Origin of the sequence: Streptomyces sp. NPDC058683 (genome assembly GCF_042716195.1) — a bacterium.
Taxonomy (GTDB): Bacteria; Actinomycetota; Actinomycetes; order Streptomycetales; family Streptomycetaceae; genus Streptomyces.
In genome coordinates this window covers 137,233-162,465 of record NZ_JBHXSK010000003.1, presented here as the reverse complement: position 1 = coordinate 162,465, position 25,233 = coordinate 137,233, and the positions used below count along the sequence as shown (strand labels likewise).

The window sequence follows — 25,233 nt, the reverse complement described above, 5'->3', positions numbered from 1 at the left end:
CCAGGGCGTAGGTTCGGCGGAGGTGAAGCAACGGCTGGGTCCGCGGCCTGTGGTGCAGAAGAGCGGATCCACCCGGTTCCTTCCAGTGATGCGCCGGGTGGCGGCCGAAGACTCCGCTTCCCGCAGCCATCTTTGTCGATCAACGACAAGCCGCCGGGGTCTGGGACGTCCGTACAGCAGCATAGTCCTCAACCCGGTCCGGCGGGCGGTTCGCAGCCGTCCGCTCCTTGTACCGGGGCGATGCCAGGAGATGCCGCCACGCGGGTACGTCCCGTCTGCTGCACGGTACTTGGGCGGGCAGCGCGAAACACGGTGACCGACGGCCGCCTGGATACGACGGTCGGTGCACTGTCCGAGGAGTGGAACGGGTGACGGGCCTGGCAGCCGTCGTGGTGAACGTCGCGGTCAGGTGTGAGTGTTGACGGGTGGAGCCTCTGCGGGCTTCGTCCCTGTCAGGGGTCCTTGCCAGGCGCCGTGCCGGACGTCGCCGGACAGGCGGCAAGGTTCCGGCAAGGTTCCGGCAAGGCGGCCTGCCCATCGTCGTCATGTGCACCGAGGCGACCGCACCGGCCACCGGAGCGGAAGGTGCCGACGGCGCACGTCATCGCACATCCGCGTGCAGGGGAGGAAAAGTGAACAGGAACTTCAGCTCCAGGCTGGCCAGGTACGGTCTCGTACCCGTCGCAGTGGCCGGACTCGCCGTTCCGGCGGCCGTGGTCGGACTGGCCGCGCCCGCGTCCGCGTCCGCGGCGGTGACCTGCAACGTGACCGGCCCCAACATCGACCCGAGCCCCTATGTGAGGCAGACGGCGGGCGTCTCCGCGAACATGCGCTCAGGGCCCGGCACCGCTTGCGGTATCACCGGCTACGCGGACAACCGGGACGCCCTGAACTACTTCTGCTTTACCGGGGGCTTCGGGGTCTCCTGGACGTACCTCCAGAACGTCACCGACGGCACGTACGGGTGGGTGAGCGACTCCCTGCTGCCGAAGAACGCCGACGGGGTCAGGGGTTCCACGTCCTACTGCGGCTTCTGACCCGGAGCACCCCGGCCCCGGCCGTCGCCCGGCGGGCCGAGGTGGTGCAGCCGGGCGCGGACGCCGTCCGAGTCCGGGACGCCGAGTTCGTCGAGGATGTCCGCCGCGCGCCGGGCGGCCCGCCGTGCCGCTTGGGGCTCGCCGGCGGCCCGGTGGCTCTCGCTGAGGTGGGCCAGCACGTCGGCCTCGAAGTAGCGGTCCCCGAGACCGTGGAACAGCGCGACGGCGTTGCCGTAGCAGTCCGCGGCCCGGCGGTGGTCGCCGAGGTGCTGGTGGGCGTAGCCGAGGCTGTCCCAGGTGTCCGCCTGCCCGTCGCGGACGCCGAGTTCGGTGAAGAGCTCCAGCGCCTGCCCGCACAACGCCACACACCGGCGGTGGTCGCCGAGCTGCGCGTGATACCAGCCGACCGAGTTCAGGGCCCGGGCCTGCCCGGCCCGATGGCCCAAGGAGATGTACTGGTCGAGGGCCTCCTGGGCACAGGCCAGCGCTTCGGGGTAGGCGTCCCGCCGGGCGTGCAGGCGGGCCAGGTCGAGGTGGGTGTGGGCCAGCTCGGTCCGGTCGCCCAGGGCCTTGTGGAGATCCAGGGCGCGGGCCAGGTGGGTGAGCGCGTCGTCCAGCCGCATCAGGCGGGTGCACGCACGACCGAGGCCGCGGTGGGCGTCGGCTTCGCCGACCGGGGAAGCCGAGCGCAGTGCGGCGTCCAGCGCGGCCTCCTGCGCCGCGGCCCAGTCGGACCAGTGGCCGCGGCGCTGCAGAAACGTGGTCAGGGCGCGGGTCAGCTGCCAGGTCGGGGCATCCGGTGCGTGCGGGGCGGTGCCCGACCGGTGCACCACCGCGAGGAGTACGGGGTGCTCGGCTGTGAACCAGGCAAGGGCCTCTCCGTGGTCCGCGGCGTGTTCGGGGGAGACGCCGGGGACCGCGGGCGGCAGTGCGATCGGGTCGCGGTGCGGATCCAGCATGCGGTCGGCGGAGTGGGCGGAGTGCAGGTAGTGGCCGAACACGCGGTCTTCGGCCGCTTGCGTCTCGGCGGCGGCGTCCGCGGTCCCGGCGAGTTCGGCGGCGTACATCCGTAACAGGTCGTGGAGTACGTATCTGCCGCGCGAGTACTCCGTGACCAGGCAGCTGTCGGCCAGCACGGTCAGCAGCCGGCCCGCGTGCTGGAGGGGGAGCCCGGCCAGGCTCGCGGCGGCGGCCACGCTGATGTCCGGGCCGGGGTGTACGCCGAGCAGCCGGAACATCCGGGCGGCCTGAGGGCTCAGGGTGCCGTACGACCAGGAGAACACGGCCCGGATGTCCGCCCGGGTGTCCTCGTCGCCGAAGCTGTCCAGCCCGTCGGGGGAGTCCTGGGCGTCCCGGAGTTCGGCGGCGAGCCGGGCCAGGCCGAGCCGTGGCTCGATCGCCGCGCGGGCCGCCACGATCACCAGGGCCAGCGGCAGCCGTGCGCAGCGGCTCACGATCTCGTCCACCGCCAGGGGCTCGGACATCACGCGCTCGGCACCTGTCCGGCGGGCGAGCAGCCGTCGGCACTCCGCCGCGGGCAGCACGTCCAGGACAAGGCTCCGGGCGCCTTCCAGCGCGATCAGGCCGGAGAGCCGGTTTCGGCTGGTCACCAGGGTGAAGCACCCTGGACTGTCGGGCAGGAACGCCCGCACCTGTTCGGCGTCGCGGGCGTTGTCGAGCAGCACCAGCATCCGCCGTCCCGCCAGCAGGCCGCGGTACAGACCGGCCTGCGCATCCAGGCTCACCGGCATGTGCTGGGGGAGCACGCCCAATGCCTCCAGCAGCCGGGGCAGTGCTTCCGCCGGGGTCACGGGGGGCCGCGAAGGCTCGAAACCATGGAGGTTCACGTAGATCTGGCCGTCCCCGAACCAGTCGGCCACCCGGTGCGCCCAGTGGACGGCCACAGCCGTCTTCCCCACGCCCGCGGTCCCGGAGAGGGTCGAGACCACCGCCACCCCGGGGCCGCCGATGCCCTCCGCGAGGATCTCGTCGAGCTGGGCCAGCTCCTTCTCCCGGCCGGTGAAAGCCGGTACGTCCAGGGGCAGACGCGCCAGGACCGGCGCGGACCGCGGCCGTGCCGCAGGCGGCGGACCCTTGGCCTCGGCCGGCCCCGATGCGTCCTGAAGGATCGCCCGGTGGAGTCGCCGGAGCTCGGTCCCCGGATCGGCGCCCAGCTCGTCGGCCAGCCGCTTCCGGGCCTCGGCGAAGCACTCCAGGGCCTCGGAACCGCGCCCGGACTCGTACAGCGCCCGCATCAGCACGGCCACCAGCGGCTCCATGAGCGGGTGTTCGTCGATCAGCTCGGGCACCCGGCCGATCACCACCGCGTGGTTGCCCACTGCGGTCTCCGCGTTGGCCCACGCCGTGACCGCGTCCAGCCGCTGCCGCTGCCAGGTGTCGCGCATCCGCGCCACCCACTCCCCGGACAGTCCGGCGAGCGGCTCCCCGCGCCAGAGGTCAAGGGCCTCACGGAGCATCGTCACCTGCTCCGCGTCGCCCCGGCCGGCTCTGCGGGCGTCGGCGACCAGGCGATGGAACCGGTGGAGGTCCACCTCCTCGGAGTCGGTGTCCAGCACGTAACCACCGTCCCGCCGAGCCAGGCCCGGCGTGCGAACGGCGCCGGCGGCCGCCAACACCCGCCGGATGCGGGCCACATGCGCGTACAGCGCCTGACGCGCCCCCTCCGGCGGATCCTCACCCCACACGCGCCTCATCAAGGTCTCGAGCGGCACTGCCCGGCCGGCGTCCACCGCGAGCGCCGCCAGCACGCTCCGCCGCTGCGGAGGACCCACGTCGACCGGGCCTCGGCCCCACACCTCGACGGGTCCGAGAAGTCTGAACGTCACCACGACAACCCCCGGCGATCAGACGCGCACACCGTCCGCACCTTCCCCTGGCCGGTCGTCCCTTTCGCAGGCGTCGCTTCGGCGACACCTCCCAGGCACCAGGCCACGACACACGCTACGCACGCGTAAGACAGCCCGACAAGGTTGCGGCCAGCCAGGTCTCCTCCAGTGCGGCCGGACATCGGGCGGTCCGTCTCGGAGCGGGGCCGGGTGGCGCGTTCAGTGCTTTCGGGATCTGACCGGCGGGCGGGTGCGCGGGTCGTGATCCGGTCGGCCGTGGTGGTCTCCCCGGTGCGGTCGCACCCGCAACCGGCCCGACGACCGTCCCCGGATTCCCAGGAGTCCGGTCGGGGCGGCAGGGTGATGCCGCTCCCTGTCGTCCCGCGAGCCGCCGGTAAAATGAGGACCTCTGAGACCTGTGGGCCGGAGCGGTCGGAGTGGTTGGCGATGGACATGACGCTTCGAAGGATTTCCGCTGCGGACGCGGACAAGGGATTCCGGCATGTCGTATCCGGATTCTCGGATGAACGCGGCGGTGTGGAGGGCGAGTGCTTTCTCGGCCGCGAGTGGGAGGTCCTGGAGCGGATCCTGCTGGCTCAGGGGCCTGAGGAGATCGGCGAACTCCCCATCACCATGGGCGATCTCCTCGGTGACGACGACCTCGGCACCGCCTGCTTCTACCTCCCGCCGGACGAGGTGGCGGTCGCCGCCCGTTTCCTGGTCGCCGTCGACGCCGAACGGTCCGTCGCCGCCCACGCCGACGAGATCGCGAGGACGTTTCGCCACGGCGGCGTCCCGGCCGGCTACCTGGAGAACCTCGGCCGTTACCTGGAGAAGGTCCGTGATCTCTACACCGCGGCCGATCAGGCAGGCGAAGGCGTCGCGAAACTCGTCCAGGGCTGAGACCCGCCGCTCCGGACGACGGCCGGGGTGGCGGGCGTCGCACCCAGGTGAAGGGAATGCGGCGGCCGTGACGGTGCCGAACCGTGCGTTCAGCTGGGCAATGACAGTCCGTTGAGGAGCACTTCGGCCACGTTCTCCGCGTAGAGCCGCACGCGCGTCTCCTCCGTCGACGTCACCTCCGGATTCATCATCGAGGCGAGCGCGATCTGGCCGTAGAGCGCGGATCCGCCCGAAGTGAGCAGGAAATAGAAGGTCTCGTAGGGGATTTTCTTGATTCTGCCCTGCTCGTGCAGAAGCTCGAACACGGGCAGGTAGCGTGATCTTATCGGCTCGATGTAGTTGTGGTAGAGATAATCGAGCCGATCCGTGGCGGCCGCGCCTTCCAACGTGACAAGGCGGGCCAGATAAGGGCGAGTCGCCGAGTACTCGATGAAATTCCGGATCAGCATTCTCAGCCGCACCATGGGGTCGGCCGATTCATCGTCCGAGGCCACCAGGTAATCCACGAGGGGGCGAAAAGCCCAGTCGACGGCCGCCTGCCACAGTTTCGCTTTCGAGCCGAAGCGTTGGTAGAGCAGATTGCGGCTGACGCCCAGCTCGTCATTTACTGTCCGCAGCGACACTCCGTTGTATCCATGCACCGAGAAAGCTTCGATCGCGGCCGCCATGACCTGGTCGGTCGGGGCGAGTTGCGCGTCTTTGGGTGGACGTCCTCGTGGGCGGGTGACGCGTGGCGGATTTTCAGGCATGGGGTCAGCTTAGCGGCCCCGTCCTCTCCTGCGCGGGGGCGGCGGAGAGGACGGGGAGGCGGGTGGACAGGGTGGCTGTTCCTTTACCGGGTGAGTTTGTCGACGGGCTTGAACTTCGCTTCGCCGCCTTCGAGGTTCGTATTGAGGAATGCGTGGCGATCACGGCGGTTGACCTGGTCGATCCATCCGGCCACGCCGGGGACGTTCCGGCGCAGGGTCTCGCGCGTCAGGTTTCCGGGCACTCGGGCGAGAGGAGCGAAGCGCCACAGGCCGGCGCCGGGCAGGCCGGTATTCCGATAGCTTTCCTCGCCCAGGTAGAAGCGCGCATGACCGAGCTGTGCTTTGTAGCGCAGCTTTCCGTAGACCTGGCGCAGTCCCTTCGCGTCCTCCGGGGGAAGGTAGGTGTCCATGAACGACCGGCACAGTTCGCGGGAGTCGTCGTCGATCTTCGGCTGCTCGGAAAGCCCGAGCAGCAGGTTGGCCTTGAAACCCTCGGCCACCGTCTCCGGGTACCACGGCGCCTCGACGCCCATGAGATGTCCGACATAGCGCCAGTGGTGCATCATCGCCTCGACGTCGGCGTCGGTGGGGCGGTAGCCGAGCAGCTTCAGCTGCATCCCGGGGGCGAACGAGCTGAGCAGCAGGGTTCCGGTCTGCGCGAACTGGCTGATGGGCATGCCCAGCCGGTCCCGGTCCCACTCGGGGTGCGGCAGCAGGGTGTGCCGGATCATCGAGTGCAGGACGCGTACGAACACCGCGGAGCGGCGTCCCACGGCACCGGGCCGCATGGCTCCGGGCTCGGTGGTGTCGGTCCAGAGACGGGAGGTCTCCACGAACCGGCCGAACGCCGACCCGCCGGTGTAGGCGCCGGTCAGCGCGAGCGGCTTGGCGACGGTCTCCAGGCCGTACGCGTTGAACGTGGACATTCCGAAGAACGGGTACAGCTCCTTGTACCGCCGGAAGACCTCGGCACCGTGCTCGACCTTGTCCCAGTCCACCCACTCGGGGTCGGTGTTGATCTGGTCGAACAGCGCCACCAGTTCCGGGGACGGATCGCTGACGTTCTTGATGCCGCCGTGCAGCGCCAGCTCGACGTCCTTCCGGGCACGGGACCTGCCCCTGGGCGAGGCGAATGCGGCGCCGATGTAGGCGTCGCCCAGCCGGTCTCCGGTGTTCATGGCGCGCCCGAAGGCCTTCGCCAGGTCCTCGGGGACGTCGAGCCGGCACTTGGCGAAGCGCTCGAGTTGCGCCTTGAGGGCCTGGCCCTTGGGGCTCGCGGCCGTCTCGAAGTACGTGAAGATCGTGGGGATCGCCACTTCGGTCGGCTGCGTCGTCGACTGCGTCATTGATCTCACCGCTTTCAGGTGATCGGGGTGTTTCCGGTGGCCAGGTCGCCCGCCAGGTCGCGGGCGACGCGGAGGGCGGCCGCTTCGTCGGCCAGGGACGGGTCGCGGCGCAGCAGTCCGGTGACGAACGCCGCGCCGCGCAGGTCTCGTCGGGGCGGGCCGAGCAGCACGTGGGTGTGGGGACTGCCCTCGCCGAGCGAGTAGGTGTAGACCCGTTGCGAGCCGGTCACCCGCGTCACCGCGGCGCTCAACCGGGCGAGGAGCGGGCCGAGTTCGGTGGCCTCGGCGTTGTCCAGACCCGCGAGGCCCTCGGTGTGCCGCAGCGTCTGGACCGCGACCCAGCCGGGCGCCGGCAGCGCCGGATGCCCGGACACTCCCCAGTGCTCCGTCCGCAGCAGCCAGCCGGGATCCGCGTGCGCGAGCGCGAGGGCCCGTGCGCAGAGAAGGCATCCGTCGCTCGTCATGCCTCCGCCCGCCGTGCGCCGGCATGCGGAGGCGCGATCGTGCTGGTCAGCGTGCCGATCCTGGCGAGCGTCACCGACACCACGTCGCCCGCCGCCAGGAACCGCCCGTCCGCGATGCCGGTCCCTCCGGGCGTTCCGGTGAGGATCACGTCACCGGCTTCCAGGGTCAGGAACGAGCTGACGTACGCGAGGAGTCGAGGGACCGGGAAGATGAGCTCCGCCGTCGAGGAGCGCTGGCGTACGACACCGTTGACCTCGGTGGTGAGGTCCAGCGCGTCGTGCAAGCGCAGTTCGTCGGCGGTGAGCAGGGCGGGCCCGAGCGGCTTGAAGCCGTCGAAGCCCTTGGCGAGGGCCGGGCCGGCCATCGGCAGCGCCGGGTTCTCACCGAACTGGACGTCACGCGCAGAGATGTCGTTGGCGACGGTCCCGCCCGCGACGAAGTCCCAGGCGGTCGCCTCGGGAATGTCACGGCCGGTTCGCCCGATCACGACGGCCAGCTCGCCCTCGTAGTCGACCCGCTGCGGCGCGGAAGCCGGCAGGTGGACGACGGCACCCGGGGCGGTGACGGCGGAACCGGGGATCAGGTGGAAGCGGGGCCGGGCGGGCAGCGGGCTGCCCGTCTCGGCCGCGTGGTCCCGGTAGTTGAGGCCGATGACGACGATCTTTCCCGGACGCCTCACCGGGGGCGCGAACGTGGCGTGCTCCGGGCTGATCTCCTTGCCGGGCCGCAGGCCCGCCACCTCGGCCAGCCGGCCCTCGACGACGAAGTCCTCCAGCGATCGGCCAGGGGCGTCCAGAAGTCGCAGTCCGTCGGGGCCGACCCGTGCGATGCCGTCGCCGGTCTGTGCGAGCAGCATGATGGTCTCCGTTCCTCAGTTCGCGGGTTCCCGGGCGTCCCGGTGCCCGGCCGACCGGCCGACTACCTGGTCCACCAGCGCGTCGGGGTCCGCGGGGCAGGCGTCACCGCGCCAGGCGACGATGCCGTCGGGGCGTACGAGCGCGATGGCGCACCCGTACACCTGGCGGGCGCCGTCCGTGCCCACCCACTCCTCGTCGAGGGGGATGCCGCGGGTACGGAACGCCTGGGCCAGGGCCCCGCTGTCCACGGCGGGGGCGAGGTTGAGCAGGGTGAAGTGCCCGCGGAAGAGGTCGAGTACGGAGCTCCCGTCGGCCAGCGGGACATGCGGGGCGCGATGCCCGGGGCGCGCTGTCGGCACGTACTCCTCCGGGGCGGCGGGGGGCTCCGGGGTGCCGTCGGAGACGACGAGCGGCGACTGCGGGTAGTGCAGGCCGAGTTGGACGCCGAGTGAGCGCCACTCGGTCCGGCGGGTGGCCATGATGCGCTCGCCGACCAGGTCGCGCGCCTCCTTCCGGGCCGGGTCGTCCAGGGCCGGGTCGGGCAGGATCGCGTTGTCCGCACGGTAGTTGTGCCAGGCACGGCGGACCATGCGCTCGGCGTGCGGGCGGCGCTCGGTGGTGTACGTGTCGAGCAGGGCGTCCGGAGCCCAGCCTCGCAGCACGCCCTCCAGCTTCCAGCCGAGGTTGGCCACGTCGCCGAGACCGGTGTTCATGCCGTGCCCGCCCGAGGGCCACATGCGGTGTGCGGCATCTCCCGCCAGCAGCACACGGCCCGACCGGAAGGACTCGGCCACCACCGCGTCGCCGCTCCACTCCCGGGCGTCGAGCACCTCGACCTCTGCGACCGGGCAGTCGAGCGCGTCGGCGACGGTGGCACGCACCTCGGCGGCGGCGGGCGACTCGCCGTCCGCGAGGGGATAGGTGACCCGCCACAGGGCATCGCCGTCGAGCGAACCGAGGATCATGCGGCGGGGGTTGAGCAGGTAGTACTGCACGGCCGGGGCGTGCGGGACGCGGTCGCGCAGCCAGGGAAGGCTGACGAAGGCTCCCTGCCAGCGGGCCCGGACGTCGGCCGAGTCCCGCAGCGATCCGATGCCCAGGGCCTTGCGGACCGGGGAGGCCGCGCCGTCGCACGCCACCAGGGAGCGCGCCCGCACCGTCCGGCGGCCGTACGCCTGCGAGGAGAGCCGTACGGTGACACCGTGCGTGCCGTCCTCGAACCCGTCGCACGTCCACCGGTAGCGCAGGTCCACCGTGGTCTCGGCGGCGGCGCGCTCCCGCAGGGCGAGGTCGAACCAGAACTTCGGCCACCACACGCCCCCTTCGGGGCTCAGCCCGTGCGTGGTGTCGCGCCGGTCCGCGTTGCAGGGGCGGGGGAAGCGGGCCAGCTCGTACGTGGTCATGCGGGAGACGAAGGAGATGTCCCGCCGCGCGTCGGCGGGGAAGCCGCTGCGGAGTACGGCGGAGTCGGCGATGCCCCAACGGCGCAGGAGTTCCATGGACGCGGCGTCGACGGACTCCGCTGTCGGGTAGCGGACCACGCCGTCCTCGCGCTCCACGAGGAGCACGGACAGCCGGCGGGAGCCCAGTTCGACGGCGGCCGCGAGGCCCACCGGACCGCCGCCGACGATCACCACGTCGTACGTCGTGCCGTCCGGGAGGTTGCCGGTGGGGCCCGGCTCCGAGGTGAGTCTCATCGTTCCCAGACCAGTGCGCTCAGGTCCCGGCCGGACTCGCGGCCCGCCAGCAGACGCTCCGGGTCGAGCGGGAAGCCGCCCGGGTTGCTCCTGAACTCCTCGGTCGTCATGAAGTCCCCCATCTCCTGCCGAGAGGAGAAGTTGAGGGACGACAGCTCGACACGGTTCCCGTCCGGGTCAAGGTAGTAGAAGCTCGTCCCCGGGCCGTGGTTGGACGCCTCCACCGGAAGGAAGCCGGCCGCCTTCAGGGTGCTGTAGAGGTCCAGCAGGGCGTCGGCGGTCGGTGTCCGCAGCTGGAAGTGGTGCAGTCCGCGCGAGGACCTGCCCGGCCCGAGGTCCGGGCACTCGAAGACGGCGATGCGCTCGGTGTAGGGGTGCTCGAAGTAGAAGTCGAAGAAGCAGATGCGCGACGGCTCGTCCGGGTCGTCGGACGGGGGCGGTGTCATCTCCACGCTGCGCGGCTGACCGAGCAGCAGCGAGTAGAAGTCACAGAGGCGGTCGTAGTCGGTCGTCCGCAGCACGACCTCGGACAGACGAATCCCTGACATTGTCTTTCGTCCTTGCCTGATAGGGGAGTTGGCGGCACATAAGGGGCAGTTCACAGGGGGTCGGCGGCTCAGTGGACGAGGACGGCCTTGACGGCCGTCCCCGAACGCACCTCGTCGACGGCCTTGTTGATGTCGTCCAGGGCGTAGGTGCGGATCATGGCCTCCAGCGGGAAGCGGCCCTTGCCGTGGAGGCCGAGGACGCGGGGAACGAGGACCGCCGGGGCCTGGTGGCCGACGATCGAACCGGTCACGGTCCGTCCTTCGAGGAGCGCGAACGCGCTGGTCCGCAGGTCCGCGTCCGGGGCGACGCCGAGGATCGCGGCACTTCCCAGCGGGGCGAGCGCGGCCACGGCCTGCGCCATCACCTCGGGCACGCCGCTGGACTCCACGCTGAAGTCGACGCCCGGTCCGCCGGTCAGCTCCCGTATCCGCTCGACGGCGAGACCGTCGACGGCGTCGGTGGCGTCGACCACGTCGGTCGCGCCCAGGTGGGCGGCGAGGTCGAGCCGTGCGGAGTGCGGGTCGGTCACGATGATCCGTGCGGCGCCCGCCGCCGCGGCCGCCATGACCGCGCTCAGCCCGACGGCTCCGGCGCCGAAGACGGCCACCGTGCTGCCCGGTTCGACCTTCAGCAGGTTCCAGACCGCGCCCGCGCCGGTGATGACGCCGCAGCCGAGGGGAGCGAGCACGTGATCGGGCAGGTCCGTCTCGCCGACCTTGATCAGGCTGCTGGGCCGGCACAGCCCGTGTCCGGCGAAGGACGACTGTCCGAAGAAGTGATCGTGCACGGGCTCGCCCGAGGCGTCGCGCAGTCCGACCGAGCCGTCGGAGCGCCGGGCACCGAAGTTCAGCGGGAAGTGGAGGGGGCAGTACGCGGGCCGTCCGCTCAGGCAGTTCCGGCAGGTACCGCAGTAGCTGAAGCCGGCCACCACCCGGTCGCCGGGCCCGAACCCGGTGACGGCGGCGCCGACCGCCTCGACCACACCGGCCCCTTCGTGCCCGGCGACGACGGGGAGGGGCGTGGGCATACGTCCGGCGGCCACCTCCAGGTCCGTATGGCACAGTCCGGCCGCGGTGAAGCGCACCAGCACCTCGTCCGGGCGGGGATCACCGATGCTCAGCTCCTCCAGCGCGAAGGTCTCCTCGCTGTCCGGCCGGCACACCGCCGCTTTCACACTGTTCATGGCAAGCCCTTCGGAGGGGGCGGCCGGTTCATCGGAGCGAGACCGGTCGCAGTTCGGGGAAGTGCGGGCCGACGAGCGGCGTGTCCGTGGCACGCAGCGTCTCCAGCCAGACGGCCCGGGTGGCCGCCGCGGCCGGCGCGTCCCAGTCGAAGCCGCAGCGCCAGTGCGGGTGGTCCAGTGCCGCCGGGTGGTGGAAGAGGTCACCGACCAGGGCGAGGCTCCGGCCCCGCGACTCGATGAGGGCGACGGATGCGCCCGGTGTGTGACCCGGCGCGTGCACGAGACGCAGCCAGTCGTACGGGGAGACGGAACCGCCCTCCCACAGCACGGCCGCGTCCCGCAGCGGAGCGACCTTGCCGCGTACGGCGTCGTCGGCCTCGCCGTCCACGAAGTGCTTCCAGTCCTCGGCATGGATGTGATGCCTGGCCCGGGGGAACGTGGGCACGCCCGCGGTGGAGGCCCAGCCCACGTGATCGATGTGCAGATGGCTGAGGACCACGTCGGTCACGGAGCCGAGCGGGCAGTCCAGCTTCTCCAGCCGCTCCGGGAGGAGTTCGCGGACCGGGGGCAGCGCGCCGTCGGGCAGCAACTGCGGGGCGAGCCCGCCGCCCAGGTCGAAGAGGACGCGATGTCCGCTCCGGTCTCTGGCCAGGAATCCGCCGAACGGGATCTGAAGCATCCCGTGCCGGTCGAGGACGCCGGGCAGCGCCTGCCAGACGGACACCGGAACGTCCGGGTAGAGCAGGTTCGGCGGCATCGGTATGACGCCGTCGGTGAGGGGTTCGACTGTCACATCACCTATCTGCATGCCTCGACCGTAGCCATTAAAGTGTCGAGCGTCAATTTAATAGGTCCTGAGGATGGCGCCATGGTTAGGCTCGGGCTGCTGCTATGGGCGTTTAAATTGACGATTGACATTTTGCTGCTTAGGGTCGGAGGCACACCACAGAGCAGAGGAGCACCGTCGTGCCCGGTCAACGGATTGATGTGCACACTCATGGCGTCTCGGACGAGGCGATGACGGCGATCGCGGGCCGGGGCTTCCGGCCGACCGGCGGATACCGCATCTCGGTGCGTTGGACGCCGGAGGCCGCGCTCGCCTACATGGACCGGCAGGAGATCGCCGCCCAGCTCGTGTCCATGCCGATCTCGTTCGCCGGGACGGACGACGCCCCGGACTTCGGGACGCGCCTGGCCCGGCTGATCAACGAAGGGCATGCCGAACTGATCGCGAAGCATCCCGGCCGCTTCGGAGCCTTCGCGACGCTTCCGGCGGACGGTCCCGACGAGGCGCTGGCGGAAGTCGCGTATGCCCTGGACGAGTTGAGGCTCGACGGAGTGGTGCTGACCTCGAACGTCATTGGGCGCTACTTCGGCGATCCGTCCCTCGAACCCGTCCTCGCCGAGCTGGCGCGGCGCGAAGTGCCGGTCTTCGTCCACCCCGAGGACTGCCCGCACATCGACGTCCTCGGCTTCGGCCGGCCGAGCTCGATCGTCGAGTTCCCCTTCGACACCGCGCGCACCATCACCAACGCGCTGTACACCGGTGTCTTCCGGCGGCATCCCGGGCTGCGGCTGATCCTGGCGCACTGCGGCGGGGCGCTGCCCACGCTCGGGTGGCGGATCGGCGAGCACACCGTGATGGGGCGGGGGCCGGCGGACGCGGACATCGATCCGGCGCACGTGGCGGAGGTGCTGCGAGGGCTCTACTACGAGACGGCGCTGGCCGGAAGCCGCAACTCCCTGCTGCCGACGCTCGAAGTGACCTCGGCCGACCACATCCTGTTCGGCACCGACTGGCCTGCGGCCCCGGAACCCACGGTCGTGCACACCATCGAGAACCTCACCGGCTTCGACGGCTTCACCAAGGACGAACTCCGGGGCGTGGAACGCGACAACGCGCTCAGGCTGTTCCCGAGGTTCGCCTGAGCCGGTGCGCGTGTCTCTGCGGTCGGTCCCGACGGCAACGGCCGGAAGACGAATCCGCTGCCCGCGCGTTCGCCGCAGGGCCGGTCGTCAGGGTGTGGCCGGCCACGGACCCGCCTCCCTGCCCCCCCCGGTGCACCGCTGTGGAGTCCCCGCCCGTTCCGTGGTCAGTTCCGGGTGTCCGGGCGGGGGTGCCAGGTGCCGTCGAGGGGGATGCCGGCGGCTGCGGCGATGCGGTCGCGTGAGGCGAGCAGCCGGTTCTTCAGCGGCGCCAGGTCCACGTCCACCAGGACGCCGTCGCGTTTGACCACGCGGCCGGCGACGAGGACGGTGTCGACCAGGCCGGGATGGCCGGCGCTGACGACGGTGGCGGCCGGGTCGGTGACCGGGAAGACGTTCAGGTCGTCGGCGCGCAGCAGGATGACGTCGGCGTCCTTGCCGGGCGTGATGCTGCCGGTTCGGGCGTCGAGTCCGCACGACCGGGCGGCGTCGACGGTGGTGAACGCCAGCAGGTCCCGGGAGCGCAGGCCGCCGTCCAGGCCGCGCTGCACGGCGAAGGCGGTGCGCATGGTGGAGAACATGTCGCCGCCGACCGAGGGGACGTCGTCGACGGACAGCGTCGGACGCAGGCCCGCGGCCAGCGCCCGGCCGGTCATCGGCCAGCCGAAGCCCATCTTCAGCTCGACGTCCGGGCTGATCGACACCGAACTGCCCGCGTCGGCGAGCATCCGCAGCTCCTCGTCGCTGACCCCGTTGGCGTGCACGAACGTGGTGGTGTCCCGCAGCAGACCGTGCTCGCGCAGATCGGCGACCGGGCGTTGCGTCCCGTCGGAGGCGATGTGCAGGCTGGTGCGCAGGCCGAGTTCGGCCGCCAGCTCCAGCTCCCGGGCGACGGTGTCCATGCTGGTGTCCTCGGGCCCGCGCAGCCCCAGCGCCATGGTGACCAGGCCGTCCCCTGCCAGGCCGGAGCGGACGCGGCGGATGTCGGCGTCGACGGGGTCGGGAGTGCCCCAGCCGGCGCCGAGGCAGAAGACCGACCGCCCCGGCGCGTCCCGCAGTGCGGCGACGGCGGCGTCCTCGTGCGCGTGGGTCCCCGCGACGTGGTACCAGTCCAGCATCGTGGTCACGCCGGAGTGCAGGGCCTCCAGGCGGCCGAGCAGGGTGCCCGCGTAGACGTCCTCGGGCTGGTAGTGGGGCTTGACCGTGCCGTGCATGGCCACCGCCCACTCGGGGAACGTCCAGTCCGCGCCGACACCGCGGAACGCGGTCTGCCAGGTGTGGCGGTGGTTGTCGACGAAGCCGGGCATGACGATCCGGCCGGTAGCGTCGATCACCTCGGCGTCCGGCGCGTCGATATGTCCGGCCACCTTGACGATCACGCCGTCCTCGATGAGCACGTCACCGCGGTCGAGATCTCCGACGGCCGGGTCCATGCTGACCACGGTGCCGCCGGTGAGCAGGGTTTTCATCGGGGGAACTCCTTCACGGACGCTTGCTGTTCGTTCAAGATCGTGTCGTGGCGGCCGTCGCGGTGGACGGCGCGCCGATGTGCGGTCGCCGCGCAAGGTGTCGGCGGTGTCGGCGGTGTCGGCCGTGTTGGCCGTGTTGGCCGTGTCGGCGGGGTCCGTCCACGGCTCCCCGGTCCCGGCCGCCGTGCGGCGGGAGTCGCCGCCGCGTGAACGGTCGCTCAGGTGCTCACCGCGTCGGCCGCGGCGAGCGCGTCGGCGACCAGGTCGGCCGTGTCCTCCGTGCCCGCGGCCAGCCGGACCAGGCCCAGCGGGACCGACTCGGCGAGCTGTTCCTCGCTGAGCATCCCGCGCCACATGGACGCCGGGTGCACGGCCAGCGATTCCACGCCGCCGAGGCTGGCCGACCGGCGCGGGTAGCGCAGCCGGCCGAGGAAGTCGTCGGCCGTCTCGTAACCGCCGGCGAACTCGACGGCCAGCACTCCGCCGTAACCGCTCATCTGGCCGGCCGCCAGCTTGTGCTGCGGGTGGGTCGCCAGGCCGGGATAGTGCACCCGGCTCACGGCCGGATGCCCGTGCAGCGCCTCGGCGAGCGCGAGGCCGTTGGCGTTGTGCCGCGCCACCCGCAGCGGCAGGGTGCGTATGCCGCGCAGCAGCAACCACGCGTCGACCGGACCGAGCGTGGCACCGGTGAGCAGGCCGACCTCCCAGATCCGGTCCAGGAGCCCGGCCCGCCCGGCGATCACCCCGGCGGACACGTCGGTGTGGCCGTTGAGGTACTTGGTCGCGCTGTGCCAGACCAGGTCGATGCCGAGGTCCGCCGGCCGTTGGTTCAGCGGGGTGGCGAAGGTGTTGTCCGCCAGGGTGAGCACGTCGTGCGCGCGGGCGAGGTCCGCGACGCCGCGCAGGTCGGTGATCTGCAGCAGCGGGTTGCTCGGTGACTCCACCAGGATCAGACGGGTCCGCGGGGTCAGTGCCCTCGCGTACGCCTCCGGGTCGGTCTGGTCGACCAGGGTGGTGGACACGCCGAGCCGCGGCAGCAGGTTCAGCAGCACCGACGCCGTGCCGCCGTAGGTGGACCGCTGCCCGATGACGTGGTCACCGGCGGACACCAGGGCCAGCACGGCGGTGGTGAGCGCGGCCATTCCGGACGCGGTGACCATCGCCGCCTCGGTGTTCTCCAGTTCGGCGACGACGGCCGCGACCTGGGCGTGGTTCGGGTTGCCGAAGCGGGTGTAGAAGTCCTTGCCCCGCGGGGCGACCGCGCCCCGCGCGAACGTCTCCCCGTCCTCGGCCCAGAACGCCGCCGTCTGGTAGATGGGCGGTGCCACGGCGCGGCTGGGGTGGACGTCGCGATCGGCGTGGACGGTGATGGTGCTGGTGCCCGGCATGGCTGCCCTTCCGTGGACCGTGGATACGACGTCATCCACGGTGGCCGACCGGCGCCCCGGGGCGAACAGGTCCGGGCAATGTTGGCAGCAAATTGCGTGCGGAGCAGGCGCACAATTGTGGTACGCAGGCCGATGGAGCAATAATCTGCCACCATGGACGATGTCGATCGGTCGATTCTGGCCGTGCTCGAACAGCACGGCCGGATCAGCAACGCCGAGCTCGCCGCCCGGGTGGGACTGTCGCCGTCGCCCTGCCTGCGGCGCGTGCGTCAGCTGGAGGACGCCGGGGTCATCCGCGGCTACCGCGCGCTGATCGATCCCGCCGCGGTCGGCCGCAGCCTGCGGGTGTTCGCCGGGGTGCGGCTGATGCGGCACACCCGTGCGGACGTGGTCGCGTTCGAGGGCGCGATCATCCGGCTGCCCGAGGTGGTCGCCTGCCACCACATCACCGGCAACTTCGACTATCTGCTCCAGGTCGAGGTGACCGACCTGCCCGCCTACGAGGACTTCCACGCCAACCAGCTGGCCGGCCTGCCCGGCGTGGCCACGGTGACCAGCTACGTCACCATGAAGACACTGTCGCCCGGCGCCGCCTGACGCTCCCGGTGACGGGTCAGACGGCGATGGTGCCGCGGACACAGACCGTGGCGGCGCCGCTGACCCACACGGTGCCGTCCGGGTCCGCGGTGATCTCGATGCTCCCGGTCCGTCCCAGCCGCCGCCCCTGGGAGACCCGGTAGGCGGAGGGTGCGGCACCGGTGGCGGTGAGCCACTGGCCCACGGCGGCGTTCATGCTGCCGCACGCGGGGTCCTCGGGCACGCCGATGCCGGGGGCGAAGGTGCGCATCTCGAACTGGTGAGGGGAGCCTTGGGGGTGAGCGCCGATCGCGCCGACCATCGCGGCCGGGATGAGGGAGAGGTCGGGTTCGAGGGCGAGGACCTCCTCGGCCGTGGCCAGTTGGAGCACGGCCCAGCCGGGACCGTTGTCGACCCACTGATGGGCCACGACGCGGTCGCGTGTGATGCCGAACGCGGTCGTGATCCGGTTCAGGTAGTCGTCGTCGAGGGCGCCCTCACGTACCCGGGGCGGGGCGGCGAAGGACAGGGTGCCCTCGCCGTGGCGCACGGTGACCAGGCCGGCGGCGCACTCCTGCACGATGCGGTCGGCGTGCCGCGGCAGGCCGCCGCCGTCCAGCCAGGCGCGCGCGGAGCCGAGGGTGGGGTGCCCGGCGAACGGCAGCTCGTCCTGGGGCGTGAAGATCCGCAGCCGGTAGTCCGCCTCCGGGGCGGTGGGGGGAAGGACGAACGTGGTCTCGGACAGGTTCGTCCAGCACGCCACGCGCTGCATCTCCTCGTCGCTCAGATCGGTCCCGTCCAGGACGACCGCGACCGGATTGCCGCCATAGGGGCTCGTGGAGAACACGTCGACCTGTGCGAATGAACGTGTGCGCGGCATGGTCGTCAACTGCCTTTCGATAGCTCCCGCGGCGGACCCTGCGTGTCTCGCGCACCGGCGGAGGCAGGTCCATCCCAACGGGTGCCCGCCCCGCCGGTACAGGGCCACCCGCGACAAAGTGGACTGACCGAGCGGGGGCTGGAGGGCCGGCCGACGGACTCCGGGGCCGCCGCGGAGGCGGGATTCCCCGGTCGACGCGAAACGAGCTGACGGTCATTACTGACGTGCTGTCAAATATGACCACCAGAACGGTCGTTGACGGTCGTATGGCGATATCGAAAGGACGTACGCGCGCCATTCCTGCGGTGTAGCTTCTACCCGTCAGTAGAGGCTTGAGCAAGGGGGGACGCGTGGTTGCCTCTCCGCAGACCGAAAAGTTCGCCGCCCACCTGCGGATGCTGAAGGACCGCAGCGGCCGGGGTTACGACCGCCTCGGCAAGGAGGCGGGCGTCAGCGGTTCCAGCCTGCACCGGTACTGCTCCGGCCTCAGCGTCCCGACGGACTACCGGGTGGTGCACGCTTTTGCCAAGGTGTGCGGCGCCAGTGCGGAGGAGCTCCGCGAACTGCACCGGCTGTGGGCGCTGGCGGACACCGACCGGGACGTACCGGCCGCGACCGCCGAGGAGAACCCGGTTTCCCCGCCGGAGGTCATCCCCGAAGAGACCGTGAAGCCGCGCCGGTCCCGGTGGTCCGAGAGACTGTCCTCCCGTCCCGCGATGCTGGCCGCCGTGGTCGCGGTGGTGCTGGTGGCCGGCTTCGTGTGGCTGCCCGTCGGGAGTTCCGCCGGTGACGCGCCGGTGACCGGTGGCGGGCTGCTGTACTCACCCGCCTGCAAGTCGGTGAGCATGGGGCAGCACGACGAGTGCGTGCGCGAGGTCCAGACCCTGCTGACGCGGGCCAGGGGCACGCTCGCCGTCGACGGCGACTTCGGGCCGGAGACCCTGCGCAGACTGACCGCGTTCCAGGTGCTGGCGGGGCTGCCGGCCACCAACGTGGTCGACGACGCCACCAAGAAGGCGCTCTACGCACAGCAGGTGAGCATGACGACCTGGTCGCCGGCGAAGGTGGCGAAGCGCGTCCGTGAGGTGTTCGTCGAGGATCCCGGCACCGCCGTGGCCGTCGCCCGCTGCGCGTCCTTCCTCGACCCGCTGTACGTACTGCCCAACACCAACGGCAGCCGCAACTGGGGCGTGTTCCAGATCTCCGACGCCCGCCTGCGGGAGCTCGACGGCACCCCGCTGCGGGCGTTCGACCCGGACTGGAACATCAGGGCGGCCCACCGGCTGTGGAGTGTCCGGCACGACTTCCACGACTGGCCCTCGTGCGAGGCGGCGCTGAAGAGCACGCCGACGGGCAAGGCGAAGAGCAAGCGCTGAGGCGCTGAAGCCCGGAGCTCCGGGTACCGAAGCGGCGGTACCCGGAGCTCCGCTCCCCCGAGGGCGGCGTCAGACCGTGCCGTTCTCCCACCACCAGGCACGGCCGAGGTCGGCCCTGCTGTCGACGTGCTGGTGGTCGACGGTGTACGTCTCCAGCCCGGAGAACCCGCAGGTCTCCGCCTTCTGGTAGACGGTCTTGGTGGCCACGCCCGGCACGTCGAGGTCGGCCGCCGTGCCGTACAGGTGCATGCTGTCGCTGGCCCCGCCGATCTCGGCGTTGTGCGCGATGCTGCGGAAGCCGGAGTTGACCGTGATCGGCTTGTCGCCCAGCTTCTTGCGCAGCGCCTCCAGCTTGTACATGCAGCGCCGGACGTTCTCCTTCACCTGCGACGCGCTCAGCTTGCCGCCGTTGAAGGTGCCGTCCGTCTGGTTGTAGAACTCGGTCCAGTTGAAGTGGAGCGTGGAGCCGTCCGACTGCTCCAGGGCGTTGAGCTTCGCCTGGGTGTTGGGGCCGACCTCGGCATCGGCGCTGAGACCGTACGCCGCCTGGAACCGGCGTACGGCAGCCGCCGTACCGGGGCCGAAGTCGCCGTCGATGCCGACCCGGCTCTGGCTGGCGCTGTCCGCCGCCCAGCCCGCGATCCGGATCTGCAGTTCGGTCACGTCGGCACCCGTCGCGCCCTGGGTCAGCGTGCGCGACCACGCATAGGCCTGTGCGGTGCCCGAGAACAGCAGCTGGCCGAAGGCGACGCCGGCACCGGCGGCCAGCGTGCCGCGCAGCATGGTGCGGCGGTCGATGGGACGGAAGGAGGAGGTCATGGTCGTCCTTTCGGGAACTCTCGGTGACGGTGGTGCGGGCAGAGGTCAGTAGGCGATCTGGAACGTCACGTTCTGCGCGTCGGTGTCGTAGGGGCCCACCCGCAGGACGAAGTGGGTGCCGTCCTTGACGTCGGTGGCGACGGTCGCCCACTCGGTACCGTGCAGGGAGTAGGTGTCGTCGTTGTTGCACTTGCTGGTGTGGTCGACGAACACCACGCAGGCGTACAGGAACACCCCCGCCGGGCTGTCCGTGAGGAGCCTCATGTTGATGTCGTTGCACCGCGAGGATGTCGTATAGGTGCCGTAGGACACGGGTGACGTGGAGTAGTGGTACGTCAGGGTCTTCGCACCGCCGTAGCAGCTGGTCGCGGTGGCCGAGGGCTGTGCGGAGGCGGGTGCGACGCCCACGCCCAGCAGCGCGGCCGCGGTGATCAGGACCGAGGCGAACGTCCTGTTCCTGGTCATGGTTGGTCTCCGTTCGGGTGAGGGGGGTCAGAAGGCGATCTGGATGGTCGCGGAACTGCCTTCCAGGTCCACGCCGTTGGGCACGGTGAACTTGGTCCCGTCCAGGACGTCGGTGGCGATGGTCGTCCAGCTCCAGCCGACCCTGGTCCAGCGGTTGCAGACGCCGGTCTTCGCGAACTTCACGCAGGCGACGACGTACTCCGCGTCGCCGCCGACGACGCGCATGTTGATGTCGTTGCAGCGGCTCGTCGTCCAGTACGGGCCGAAGTCGAGCACGTCCCCGTAGTGCACCGTGACCGCTCCGCCGTAACAGCTCGTGGCAGTGGCGGTGGCGGCCGAGGCGGCTGACGCCGAGGCGGTGAGACCGGAGGTGCGGTTGGCCAGCCGGTCCAGGTCGGCCTGGGTGCCGTTGAACACGTCCGCGGTCGCCGGTGCCTTGATGCCCGGGAACAGCGCGGCGTCGGTGTACTGCCACATCGCCCAGGTCGTCGAGCCGTTCGGCACCGGCGGCTGGGTGATCGACTGGCGGTAGTCCGCGAGTTGCAGCGGATACCGGGCGAAGGCGGTGGTCGAGCCCAGGCAGTCGTCCAGGAAGGACTTCTGGGTGTAGATGACCGGGGTACGGCCGAAGGCCGCCTCCACCTTGTCGAGCCAGGCCCTGGCGTCGGCCACCGTGCCGTAGGTGGGGCAGCGTCCGGTGCCGTCGTCCATGCGCTCCAGGTCGAACACCGGCGGCAGGTCGCCCGCCCGCTGCCCGGTGTAGCCGGTCGCCCGTACGGCGGCGATGAACCGGTCGGCCTGCGCGGCACCCGTGTCGGCCGCGGTGCCCGTGTAGAAGTGGTACGGCGCGACGGCCAGCCCCGCCGCCCTGGCCGCCGGCAGGTCGGTGGCGAGGTATTCGTCGGTGACGTTCAGGCCCCGGGTGGCCTTGACCGTCGCGAACTCGACCCCCGAGGCCTTCACGGCCTTCCAGTCGATCGGCGCGCCGCCGGGGTGCTGGTACTTGGCGGTGTCCAGACCGTCTATCGGGTAGCCGGCGGGGCGCGGCGGCGTGCAGTACGTGTTACGACTGGACCAGTCCACGAGTTTCGCCCAGGTGTTGGGGCCCACCACGCCGTCGGCACTGAGATTGGCGCAGTGCTGGAACTCGATGACCCGGCTCTCGGTGCCGCCCCCGAAGTCGCCGTCGATCGTCAGCGGCGGGTAGTGGAACGGCTCCATGGCCAGGTTCAGCCGGCACTGCACCTCCTCGACCTCGGTGCCCTTCGCGCCCTTCTGCAGGCTCGGGCGGGTGTCGGTGTGGCCGCACACGGCCGTCTGCGCCGTGCCCGCCGTGCCCTGGGTCGCGCAGGTGTGCGGCTGGGCGGCCCAGGTGTTCAGCGCGGCCCAGGTCTGCGGACCGAGCACGCCGTCCGCGTCCAGCCCGGCGCACCGCTGGAACTCCTTGACCCGCGTCTCCGTCGCCGGCCCGAACGAGCCGTCCGCCGCGATCGGCGTGTACCGGCTCGGCTTCGTCGCCAGGCCGAGCTCGCACTGTGCCTCGACGGTCGGGTCCCCCGTCGAGCCCCGCTGCAGTGTGGGCTGTGCGCTCGTGTGCCCGCAGACCGCGACCGCGGCGGCCGCGGCGGACTGCGCCGCCTGTACCGTCGTGGACCCGTACAGGGGCAGGACCGCTGCCACGGCGAGGGTCAGACCCCGCAGAAGCGTCCTTCGTCCCATCTGGTGTTCCCCCTCAGATCGGTGACCGGGAGGCCCCGGCAGGGATCAGGCTGGCAGGGTCGGCCCCGCAGCGGATCCGCTGCTCCCCGGCAGGGACGCCGGGACAGTCGCACGCCTGTGACCTGCGGGGACGGAGTACCGCTGGGATGCAGTTGGGACAGCAGACACGAGGTCCGTCGTGGCCGGCCCGGCCCGCCCGCGCGGCGGATGCGGACATCGGTCCGGAGAACGGTCCGGAGAACGGTCCGGAGAACAGGGCAACCGGGACCGACCCGCGCGGGTCTAGCCACCGGTGACACACCAAGAGGCCTCGCCGTACGACGAGACGGCGAGGCCGGCCATCCCGAAGGGGGACTCCATGCGCATCCGCCCGGCCGCCGCCGTCGCGTCCCTGACGACCGCCCTCGCCGTGTCCGTGATTCCGGCAACCGCCCAGGCAACCGCCCAGGCAGCCGCCCAGGCGGCGGACCCGGCCACGGCCGGCGGTACGGCGTTCTCGGACGTCGTCGTCAACGGCGGCAAGGACGTCGTGCTCGGCCTGACCACCAGAAAGACCGTCACGATCACCTGGACGGCCGAGGACCCGGACGGCGTCGCCGCGTCCTGGGCCTACCTGTGGCACGGTCCGAACACCGACGACGCCGACGGCATCCTGCCGCTGTACCCGCCGGCGGGTACCTGCACCGCGGCCTCCGCCGACCGCACCACCGTCACCTGCAAGGTGAGCTTCGGCGTGGACGCCGCACGGGACTTCCGCCGCAACGGCGTCGCCGGCACCTGGAAGGTGCTCGCCGCTGCGCAGGACACCGGCGACGACTGGACGGAGACCGACGTCGCAGGCACGGCCCGGTTCAAGCGCCTGGCCAAGGTGACGGTCAACGCCTCGCCCGAGCCGGTGAAGAAGGGCCGGAACGTCACGGTCACGGGCAGGCTCACCCGCGCCGACTGGGAGAGCGGCGGGTACACCGGCTACCAGGGGCAGCCGGTACGGCTGCAGTTCCGCAAGAAGGGCAGCTCCACGTACACCACCCTGAAGACCGTCACCGGCGGCAGCGGCGGAGCGCTGCGGACCACGACCAAGGCGAAGGCGGACGGCTGGTTCCGCTTCCTCTTCCCCGGCACCGCCACCACCGGCCCGGCCACCGCCGCGGGCGACTTCGTCGACGTCAGGTGACGGACCGCCCTGTCCGGAGGAAAGGCCCGGCCCCGGGTCCCGGATGCAGGACTCGGGGCCGGGGCCGGGCCGGACGCACCCGGTGGTTCAGGAGGTGGGGTCAGCCGAGGAGCTTCGTGGCCAGGGTCGAGGCGTTGTACGAGCCCCAGCCGGTGGTGAAGTCCCAGCCGGAGGCCGCGGAGTAGGCGCCGTTGCTGCCGCTGGTGATGTCGTGGAAGCCGGTGCCGCTCGCTGTGTAGAGGGCCGGGTTGGCGAAGCCGAGGTTGGCCTTGCCCTTCGCCGCGGCCTGCTGGTTGTAGAGCGCCGCGAACGCCGCCCACTCGGGGGCCGCCGCGCTGGTGCCGCCGACCGAGGACCAGGAGCCCTGCGAGTAGATGGAGACGCCGGGGCTGGGGTTGGCGTGCGCCGAGACGTCCGGGACCTGGCGGTAGCCGCCGCCCGCGCTCTTCTGGACGGCCGTCTGCCAGCTCGGGATCTTGAAGACGGAGGACTTGCCGCCACCGCCGCCGGACCAGGCCACCTCCTTGCTGAAGGCGTTGGCGGAGGTGACGGTCAGCTTGGTGCCGCCGACGCCCGTGACGTACGGGTCGCTGGCCGGGTAGTCGACGGAGGTGCCGCCGTCGCCCGCGTCGTCGGAGCCGTCGTCACCGGAGGCCGCGTAGAAGCCGAGGCCCTCGGCGGCGCCCGCCTTGAAGACGGCGTCCACCGCGTTGATGTTGGAGGTGGTGCGGGCGCTCTCGGCGGCGCCCCAGCTGATCGAGGTGGTGGGGATGCCGCTGTCGACGATGGCCTGGTAGGTGTCGACCTCGCCGGCGTCGGAGTTGGGGCCCTCGAACACGGTCACGTTCGCCTTCGGGGCGATCGCGTGCAGGACCTCGATGTCCAGTTCGACCTCGACCTGGCCGTCACCGAGCGAGCCCGAGCCGCCGTCCACCTTGGACACGGTCGGGGTGGGCGAACCGAGGCTGTAGTTGGTGTCGTACTTGGTGATGTTGGACTGCTGGAAGCCGTCGAACTCAAGGAGCGCGATCTTCTGGCCGCTGCCGGTGTAGGTGCTGGAGACGTTGTAGCCGCCCTTGAGCTGGGCCGGGGTGTAGCCGCCGCCGGGGCCGTCGTGGGGGGAGACGGTGCCCGGGGTCGCCTGGTGGTGCAGCTGGACGCGGTTGTTGAGGCCTGCCACGTCGCTGACCAGGGAGGCGAGGGAGGACGGGAGGGTCGGCGCGCTGTCGTTGGCGTAGAAGGCGCGGCCGGAGGCGGCGTCCTTCCAGGTCGACAGCTCGGTGCCGAAGGCCTTCTGGAGCTGGGCGGCGGTGCCGCTGGCGTCGACCAGCAGGTTGCCCGAGTGCACCTTGCCGACGGTGACCCCCTGCGAACGCAGGTAGTCCCGGAGCTTCTTCACCTCGGCGTCGGTCCGGCCGAACCGGGCCGCGAACTGCTGCTTCGTCAGGTAGTGGCCGTACGAGGCCGAGTGCGGGTCGCTGACCTTCGCCACGAAGGTGTCAAGTGCCGTACCGCCGCGGGGAGTCAGGCTGATCGCCACCGATATCCGCTTGCCGGCGGCGACCTTGCCGGTGCGGGACGCGTTGTGCTTCAGGCCGGGCAGGACGTCCCCGGCGACGGCGGCGCGGGCCGTGTGCGGGGCGTCGGACGCGTAGGCGGCGGGGACGACCGCCGTGACCAGGGCCGGCGCGGCGACCAGACCGAGCAGTTTCAGGCGTGACTTCACCGAAGTCCTCCGGAGGGGGTGGGGGGTGGGGAGGGTGTCCCGTAGGCGGAATCCCGTAGGCGGAATTCCGGAGGCGGAACGGG

The 25,233-nt window shown here is 71.3% G+C and carries 22 protein-coding genes; 6 read left to right on the top strand and 16 right to left on the bottom strand.

Going from position 1 to position 25,233, the window contains the following annotated elements; genetic code table 11:
* The first annotated feature begins 632 nt into the window (after positions 1–632).
* The gene (locus ACFWXC_RS04505; RefSeq protein ID WP_384472915.1) at positions 633–1,037 is read left to right on the top strand and encodes an SH3 domain-containing protein; all 405 of its coding nucleotides are present in this window, start codon (positions 633–635) and stop codon (positions 1,035–1,037) included.
* Here ACFWXC_RS04505 and ACFWXC_RS04500 read toward each other — a convergent pair.
* Positions 1,022–3,883 carry a BTAD domain-containing putative transcriptional regulator gene (locus ACFWXC_RS04500; protein ID WP_384472912.1) on the bottom strand — a complete coding sequence of 954 codons (2,862 nt, stop codon included), beginning with the start codon at positions 3,881–3,883 and terminating at the stop codon, positions 1,022–1,024. The genes ACFWXC_RS04505 and ACFWXC_RS04500 overlap by 16 nt on opposite strands.
* Before the next feature lie 453 nt (positions 3,884–4,336).
* Here ACFWXC_RS04500 and ACFWXC_RS04495 point away from each other — a divergent pair, with 453 nt between their 5' ends.
* A complete protein-coding gene (locus ACFWXC_RS04495; RefSeq protein ID WP_384472909.1) occupies positions 4,337–4,786 on the top strand; it encodes a hypothetical protein in 450 nt (149 codons plus the stop codon).
* An 89-nt stretch (positions 4,787–4,875) separates the two neighbouring features.
* Here the strand turns inward: ACFWXC_RS04495 and ACFWXC_RS04490 are convergent, their stop codons facing one another.
* From ACFWXC_RS04490 to ACFWXC_RS04455, 8 genes are all read right to left on the bottom strand, one after another.
* Entirely contained in the window at positions 4,876–5,535 is a 660-nt protein-coding gene (locus ACFWXC_RS04490; protein ID WP_384472906.1) for a TetR/AcrR family transcriptional regulator, read from the bottom strand.
* An 83-nt stretch (positions 5,536–5,618) separates the two neighbouring features.
* The gene (locus ACFWXC_RS04485; protein ID WP_384472904.1) at positions 5,619–6,881 is read right to left on the bottom strand and encodes an oxygenase MpaB family protein; all 1,263 of its coding nucleotides are present in this window, start codon (positions 6,879–6,881) and stop codon (positions 5,619–5,621) included.
* Positions 6,882–6,895: 14 nt separating this feature from the next.
* Entirely contained in the window at positions 6,896–7,345 is a 450-nt protein-coding gene (locus ACFWXC_RS04480) for a hypothetical protein (RefSeq protein ID WP_384472901.1), read from the bottom strand.
* Positions 7,342–8,202 carry a fumarylacetoacetate hydrolase family protein gene (locus ACFWXC_RS04475; RefSeq protein ID WP_384472898.1) on the bottom strand — a complete coding sequence of 287 codons (861 nt, stop codon included), beginning with the start codon at positions 8,200–8,202 and terminating at the stop codon, positions 7,342–7,344. Before ACFWXC_RS04475 ends, ACFWXC_RS04480 begins: the two co-directional genes overlap by 4 nt.
* Positions 8,203–8,217: 15 nt before the next feature.
* A complete protein-coding gene (locus ACFWXC_RS04470; RefSeq protein ID WP_384472896.1) occupies positions 8,218–9,900 on the bottom strand; it encodes an FAD-dependent monooxygenase in 1,683 nt (560 codons plus the stop codon).
* Positions 9,897–10,448: a VOC family protein gene (locus ACFWXC_RS04465; RefSeq protein ID WP_384472893.1), complete on the bottom strand. Its 552-nt coding sequence runs from the start codon at positions 10,446–10,448 to the stop codon at positions 9,897–9,899. The genes ACFWXC_RS04470 and ACFWXC_RS04465 overlap by 4 nt, the downstream gene beginning before the upstream one ends.
* A 68-nt stretch (positions 10,449–10,516) precedes the next feature.
* The gene (locus ACFWXC_RS04460; RefSeq protein WP_384472891.1) at positions 10,517–11,632 is read right to left on the bottom strand and encodes an NAD(P)-dependent alcohol dehydrogenase; all 1,116 of its coding nucleotides are present in this window, start codon (positions 11,630–11,632) and stop codon (positions 10,517–10,519) included.
* A gap of 28 nt (positions 11,633–11,660) precedes the next feature.
* Complete coding sequence (locus tag ACFWXC_RS04455) at positions 11,661–12,440, bottom strand: MBL fold metallo-hydrolase (RefSeq protein WP_384472888.1); 780 nt, start codon at positions 12,438–12,440, stop codon at positions 11,661–11,663.
* Positions 12,441–12,598: 158 nt separating this feature from the next.
* Here ACFWXC_RS04455 and ACFWXC_RS04450 point away from each other — a divergent pair, with 158 nt between their 5' ends.
* Entirely contained in the window at positions 12,599–13,561 is a 963-nt protein-coding gene (locus ACFWXC_RS04450; protein ID WP_384472885.1) for an amidohydrolase family protein, read from the top strand.
* 164 nt (positions 13,562–13,725) lie between these two features.
* Here the strand turns inward: ACFWXC_RS04450 and ACFWXC_RS04445 are convergent, their stop codons facing one another.
* Positions 13,726–15,027, bottom strand: a complete 1,302-nt coding sequence (locus tag ACFWXC_RS04445; protein WP_384472882.1) for an amidohydrolase family protein — start codon at positions 15,025–15,027, stop codon at positions 13,726–13,728.
* A 218-nt stretch (positions 15,028–15,245) separates the two neighbouring features.
* Positions 15,246–16,415, bottom strand: a complete 1,170-nt coding sequence (locus tag ACFWXC_RS04440; RefSeq protein WP_384472879.1) for a trans-sulfuration enzyme family protein — start codon at positions 16,413–16,415, stop codon at positions 15,246–15,248.
* 153 nt (positions 16,416–16,568) lie between these two features.
* Between ACFWXC_RS04440 and ACFWXC_RS04435 the strand changes: the two genes are divergently transcribed.
* A complete protein-coding gene (locus tag ACFWXC_RS04435) occupies positions 16,569–17,012 on the top strand; it encodes an Lrp/AsnC family transcriptional regulator (RefSeq protein ID WP_384472876.1) in 444 nt (147 codons plus the stop codon).
* Between the two features lie 16 nt (positions 17,013–17,028).
* Here ACFWXC_RS04435 and ACFWXC_RS04430 read toward each other — a convergent pair whose 3' ends face one another.
* Positions 17,029–17,871: a PhzF family phenazine biosynthesis protein gene (locus ACFWXC_RS04430; RefSeq protein ID WP_384472873.1), complete on the bottom strand. Its 843-nt coding sequence runs from the start codon at positions 17,869–17,871 to the stop codon at positions 17,029–17,031.
* A 350-nt stretch (positions 17,872–18,221) separates the two neighbouring features.
* Here ACFWXC_RS04430 and ACFWXC_RS04425 point away from each other — a divergent pair, with 350 nt between their 5' ends.
* Positions 18,222–19,247, top strand: coding sequence for a helix-turn-helix domain-containing protein (locus ACFWXC_RS04425; protein ID WP_384472870.1), 1,026 nt, complete (start codon positions 18,222–18,224; stop codon positions 19,245–19,247).
* Positions 19,248–19,316: 69 nt separating this feature from the next.
* On the opposite strand, the gene ACFWXC_RS04420 is transcribed toward ACFWXC_RS04425, so the two are convergent.
* Genes ACFWXC_RS04420 through ACFWXC_RS04410 form a run of 3 tightly spaced genes read right to left on the bottom strand, consistent with a single transcriptional unit; the run spans position 19,317 to position 22,250 of the window.
* On the bottom strand, positions 19,317–20,066 hold the full coding sequence (locus ACFWXC_RS04420; protein WP_384472867.1) for a D-Ala-D-Ala carboxypeptidase family metallohydrolase: 750 nt from the start codon (positions 20,064–20,066) through the stop codon (positions 19,317–19,319).
* 45 nt (positions 20,067–20,111) lie between these two features.
* Positions 20,112–20,531: a hypothetical protein gene (locus ACFWXC_RS04415; protein WP_384472864.1), complete on the bottom strand. Its 420-nt coding sequence runs from the start codon at positions 20,529–20,531 to the stop codon at positions 20,112–20,114.
* A gap of 27 nt (positions 20,532–20,558) precedes the next feature.
* Positions 20,559–22,250: a GH25 family lysozyme gene (locus ACFWXC_RS04410; protein ID WP_384472861.1), complete on the bottom strand. Its 1,692-nt coding sequence runs from the start codon at positions 22,248–22,250 to the stop codon at positions 20,559–20,561.
* A gap of 358 nt (positions 22,251–22,608) precedes the next feature.
* Here ACFWXC_RS04410 and ACFWXC_RS04405 point away from each other — a divergent pair, with 358 nt between their 5' ends.
* Positions 22,609–23,424, top strand: a complete 816-nt coding sequence (locus ACFWXC_RS04405; protein WP_384472858.1) for a hypothetical protein — start codon at positions 22,609–22,611, stop codon at positions 23,422–23,424.
* A 100-nt stretch (positions 23,425–23,524) separates the two neighbouring features.
* Here the strand turns inward: ACFWXC_RS04405 and ACFWXC_RS04400 are convergent, their stop codons facing one another.
* Complete coding sequence (locus ACFWXC_RS04400) at positions 23,525–25,150, bottom strand: protease pro-enzyme activation domain-containing protein (RefSeq protein ID WP_384472855.1); 1,626 nt, start codon at positions 25,148–25,150, stop codon at positions 23,525–23,527.
* Positions 25,151–25,233: the final 83 nt, after the last annotated feature.

Coding starts and splice junctions, on each gene's coding strand:
- ACFWXC_RS04495 (WP_384472909.1), top strand. CDS start 4,337: ATGACGCTTCGAAGGATTTCCGCTGCGGACGCGGACAAGGGATTCCGG.
- ACFWXC_RS04490 (WP_384472906.1), bottom strand. CDS start 5,535: ATGCCTGAAAATCCGCCACGCGTCACCCGCCCACGAGGACGTCCACCC.
- ACFWXC_RS04485 (WP_384472904.1), bottom strand. CDS start 6,881: ATGACGCAGTCGACGACGCAGCCGACCGAAGTGGCGATCCCCACGATC.
- ACFWXC_RS04480 (WP_384472901.1), bottom strand. CDS start 7,345: ATGACGAGCGACGGATGCCTTCTCTGCGCACGGGCCCTCGCGCTCGCG.
- ACFWXC_RS04475 (WP_384472898.1), bottom strand. CDS start 8,202: ATGCTGCTCGCACAGACCGGCGACGGCATCGCACGGGTCGGCCCCGAC.
- ACFWXC_RS04470 (WP_384472896.1), bottom strand. CDS start 9,900: ATGAGACTCACCTCGGAGCCGGGCCCCACCGGCAACCTCCCGGACGGC.
- ACFWXC_RS04465 (WP_384472893.1), bottom strand. CDS start 10,448: ATGTCAGGGATTCGTCTGTCCGAGGTCGTGCTGCGGACGACCGACTAC.
- ACFWXC_RS04460 (WP_384472891.1), bottom strand. CDS start 11,632: ATGAACAGTGTGAAAGCGGCGGTGTGCCGGCCGGACAGCGAGGAGACC.
- ACFWXC_RS04455 (WP_384472888.1), bottom strand. CDS start 12,440: ATGCAGATAGGTGATGTGACAGTCGAACCCCTCACCGACGGCGTCATA.
- ACFWXC_RS04445 (WP_384472882.1), bottom strand. CDS start 15,027: ATGAAAACCCTGCTCACCGGCGGCACCGTGGTCAGCATGGACCCGGCC.
- ACFWXC_RS04440 (WP_384472879.1), bottom strand. CDS start 16,415: ATGCCGGGCACCAGCACCATCACCGTCCACGCCGATCGCGACGTCCAC.
- ACFWXC_RS04435 (WP_384472876.1), top strand. CDS start 16,569: ATGGACGATGTCGATCGGTCGATTCTGGCCGTGCTCGAACAGCACGGC.
- ACFWXC_RS04430 (WP_384472873.1), bottom strand. CDS start 17,871: ATGCCGCGCACACGTTCATTCGCACAGGTCGACGTGTTCTCCACGAGC.
- ACFWXC_RS04420 (WP_384472867.1), bottom strand. CDS start 20,066: ATGACCTCCTCCTTCCGTCCCATCGACCGCCGCACCATGCTGCGCGGC.
- ACFWXC_RS04415 (WP_384472864.1), bottom strand. CDS start 20,531: ATGACCAGGAACAGGACGTTCGCCTCGGTCCTGATCACCGCGGCCGCG.
- ACFWXC_RS04410 (WP_384472861.1), bottom strand. CDS start 22,250: ATGGGACGAAGGACGCTTCTGCGGGGTCTGACCCTCGCCGTGGCAGCG.
- ACFWXC_RS04405 (WP_384472858.1), top strand. CDS start 22,609: ATGCGCATCCGCCCGGCCGCCGCCGTCGCGTCCCTGACGACCGCCCTC.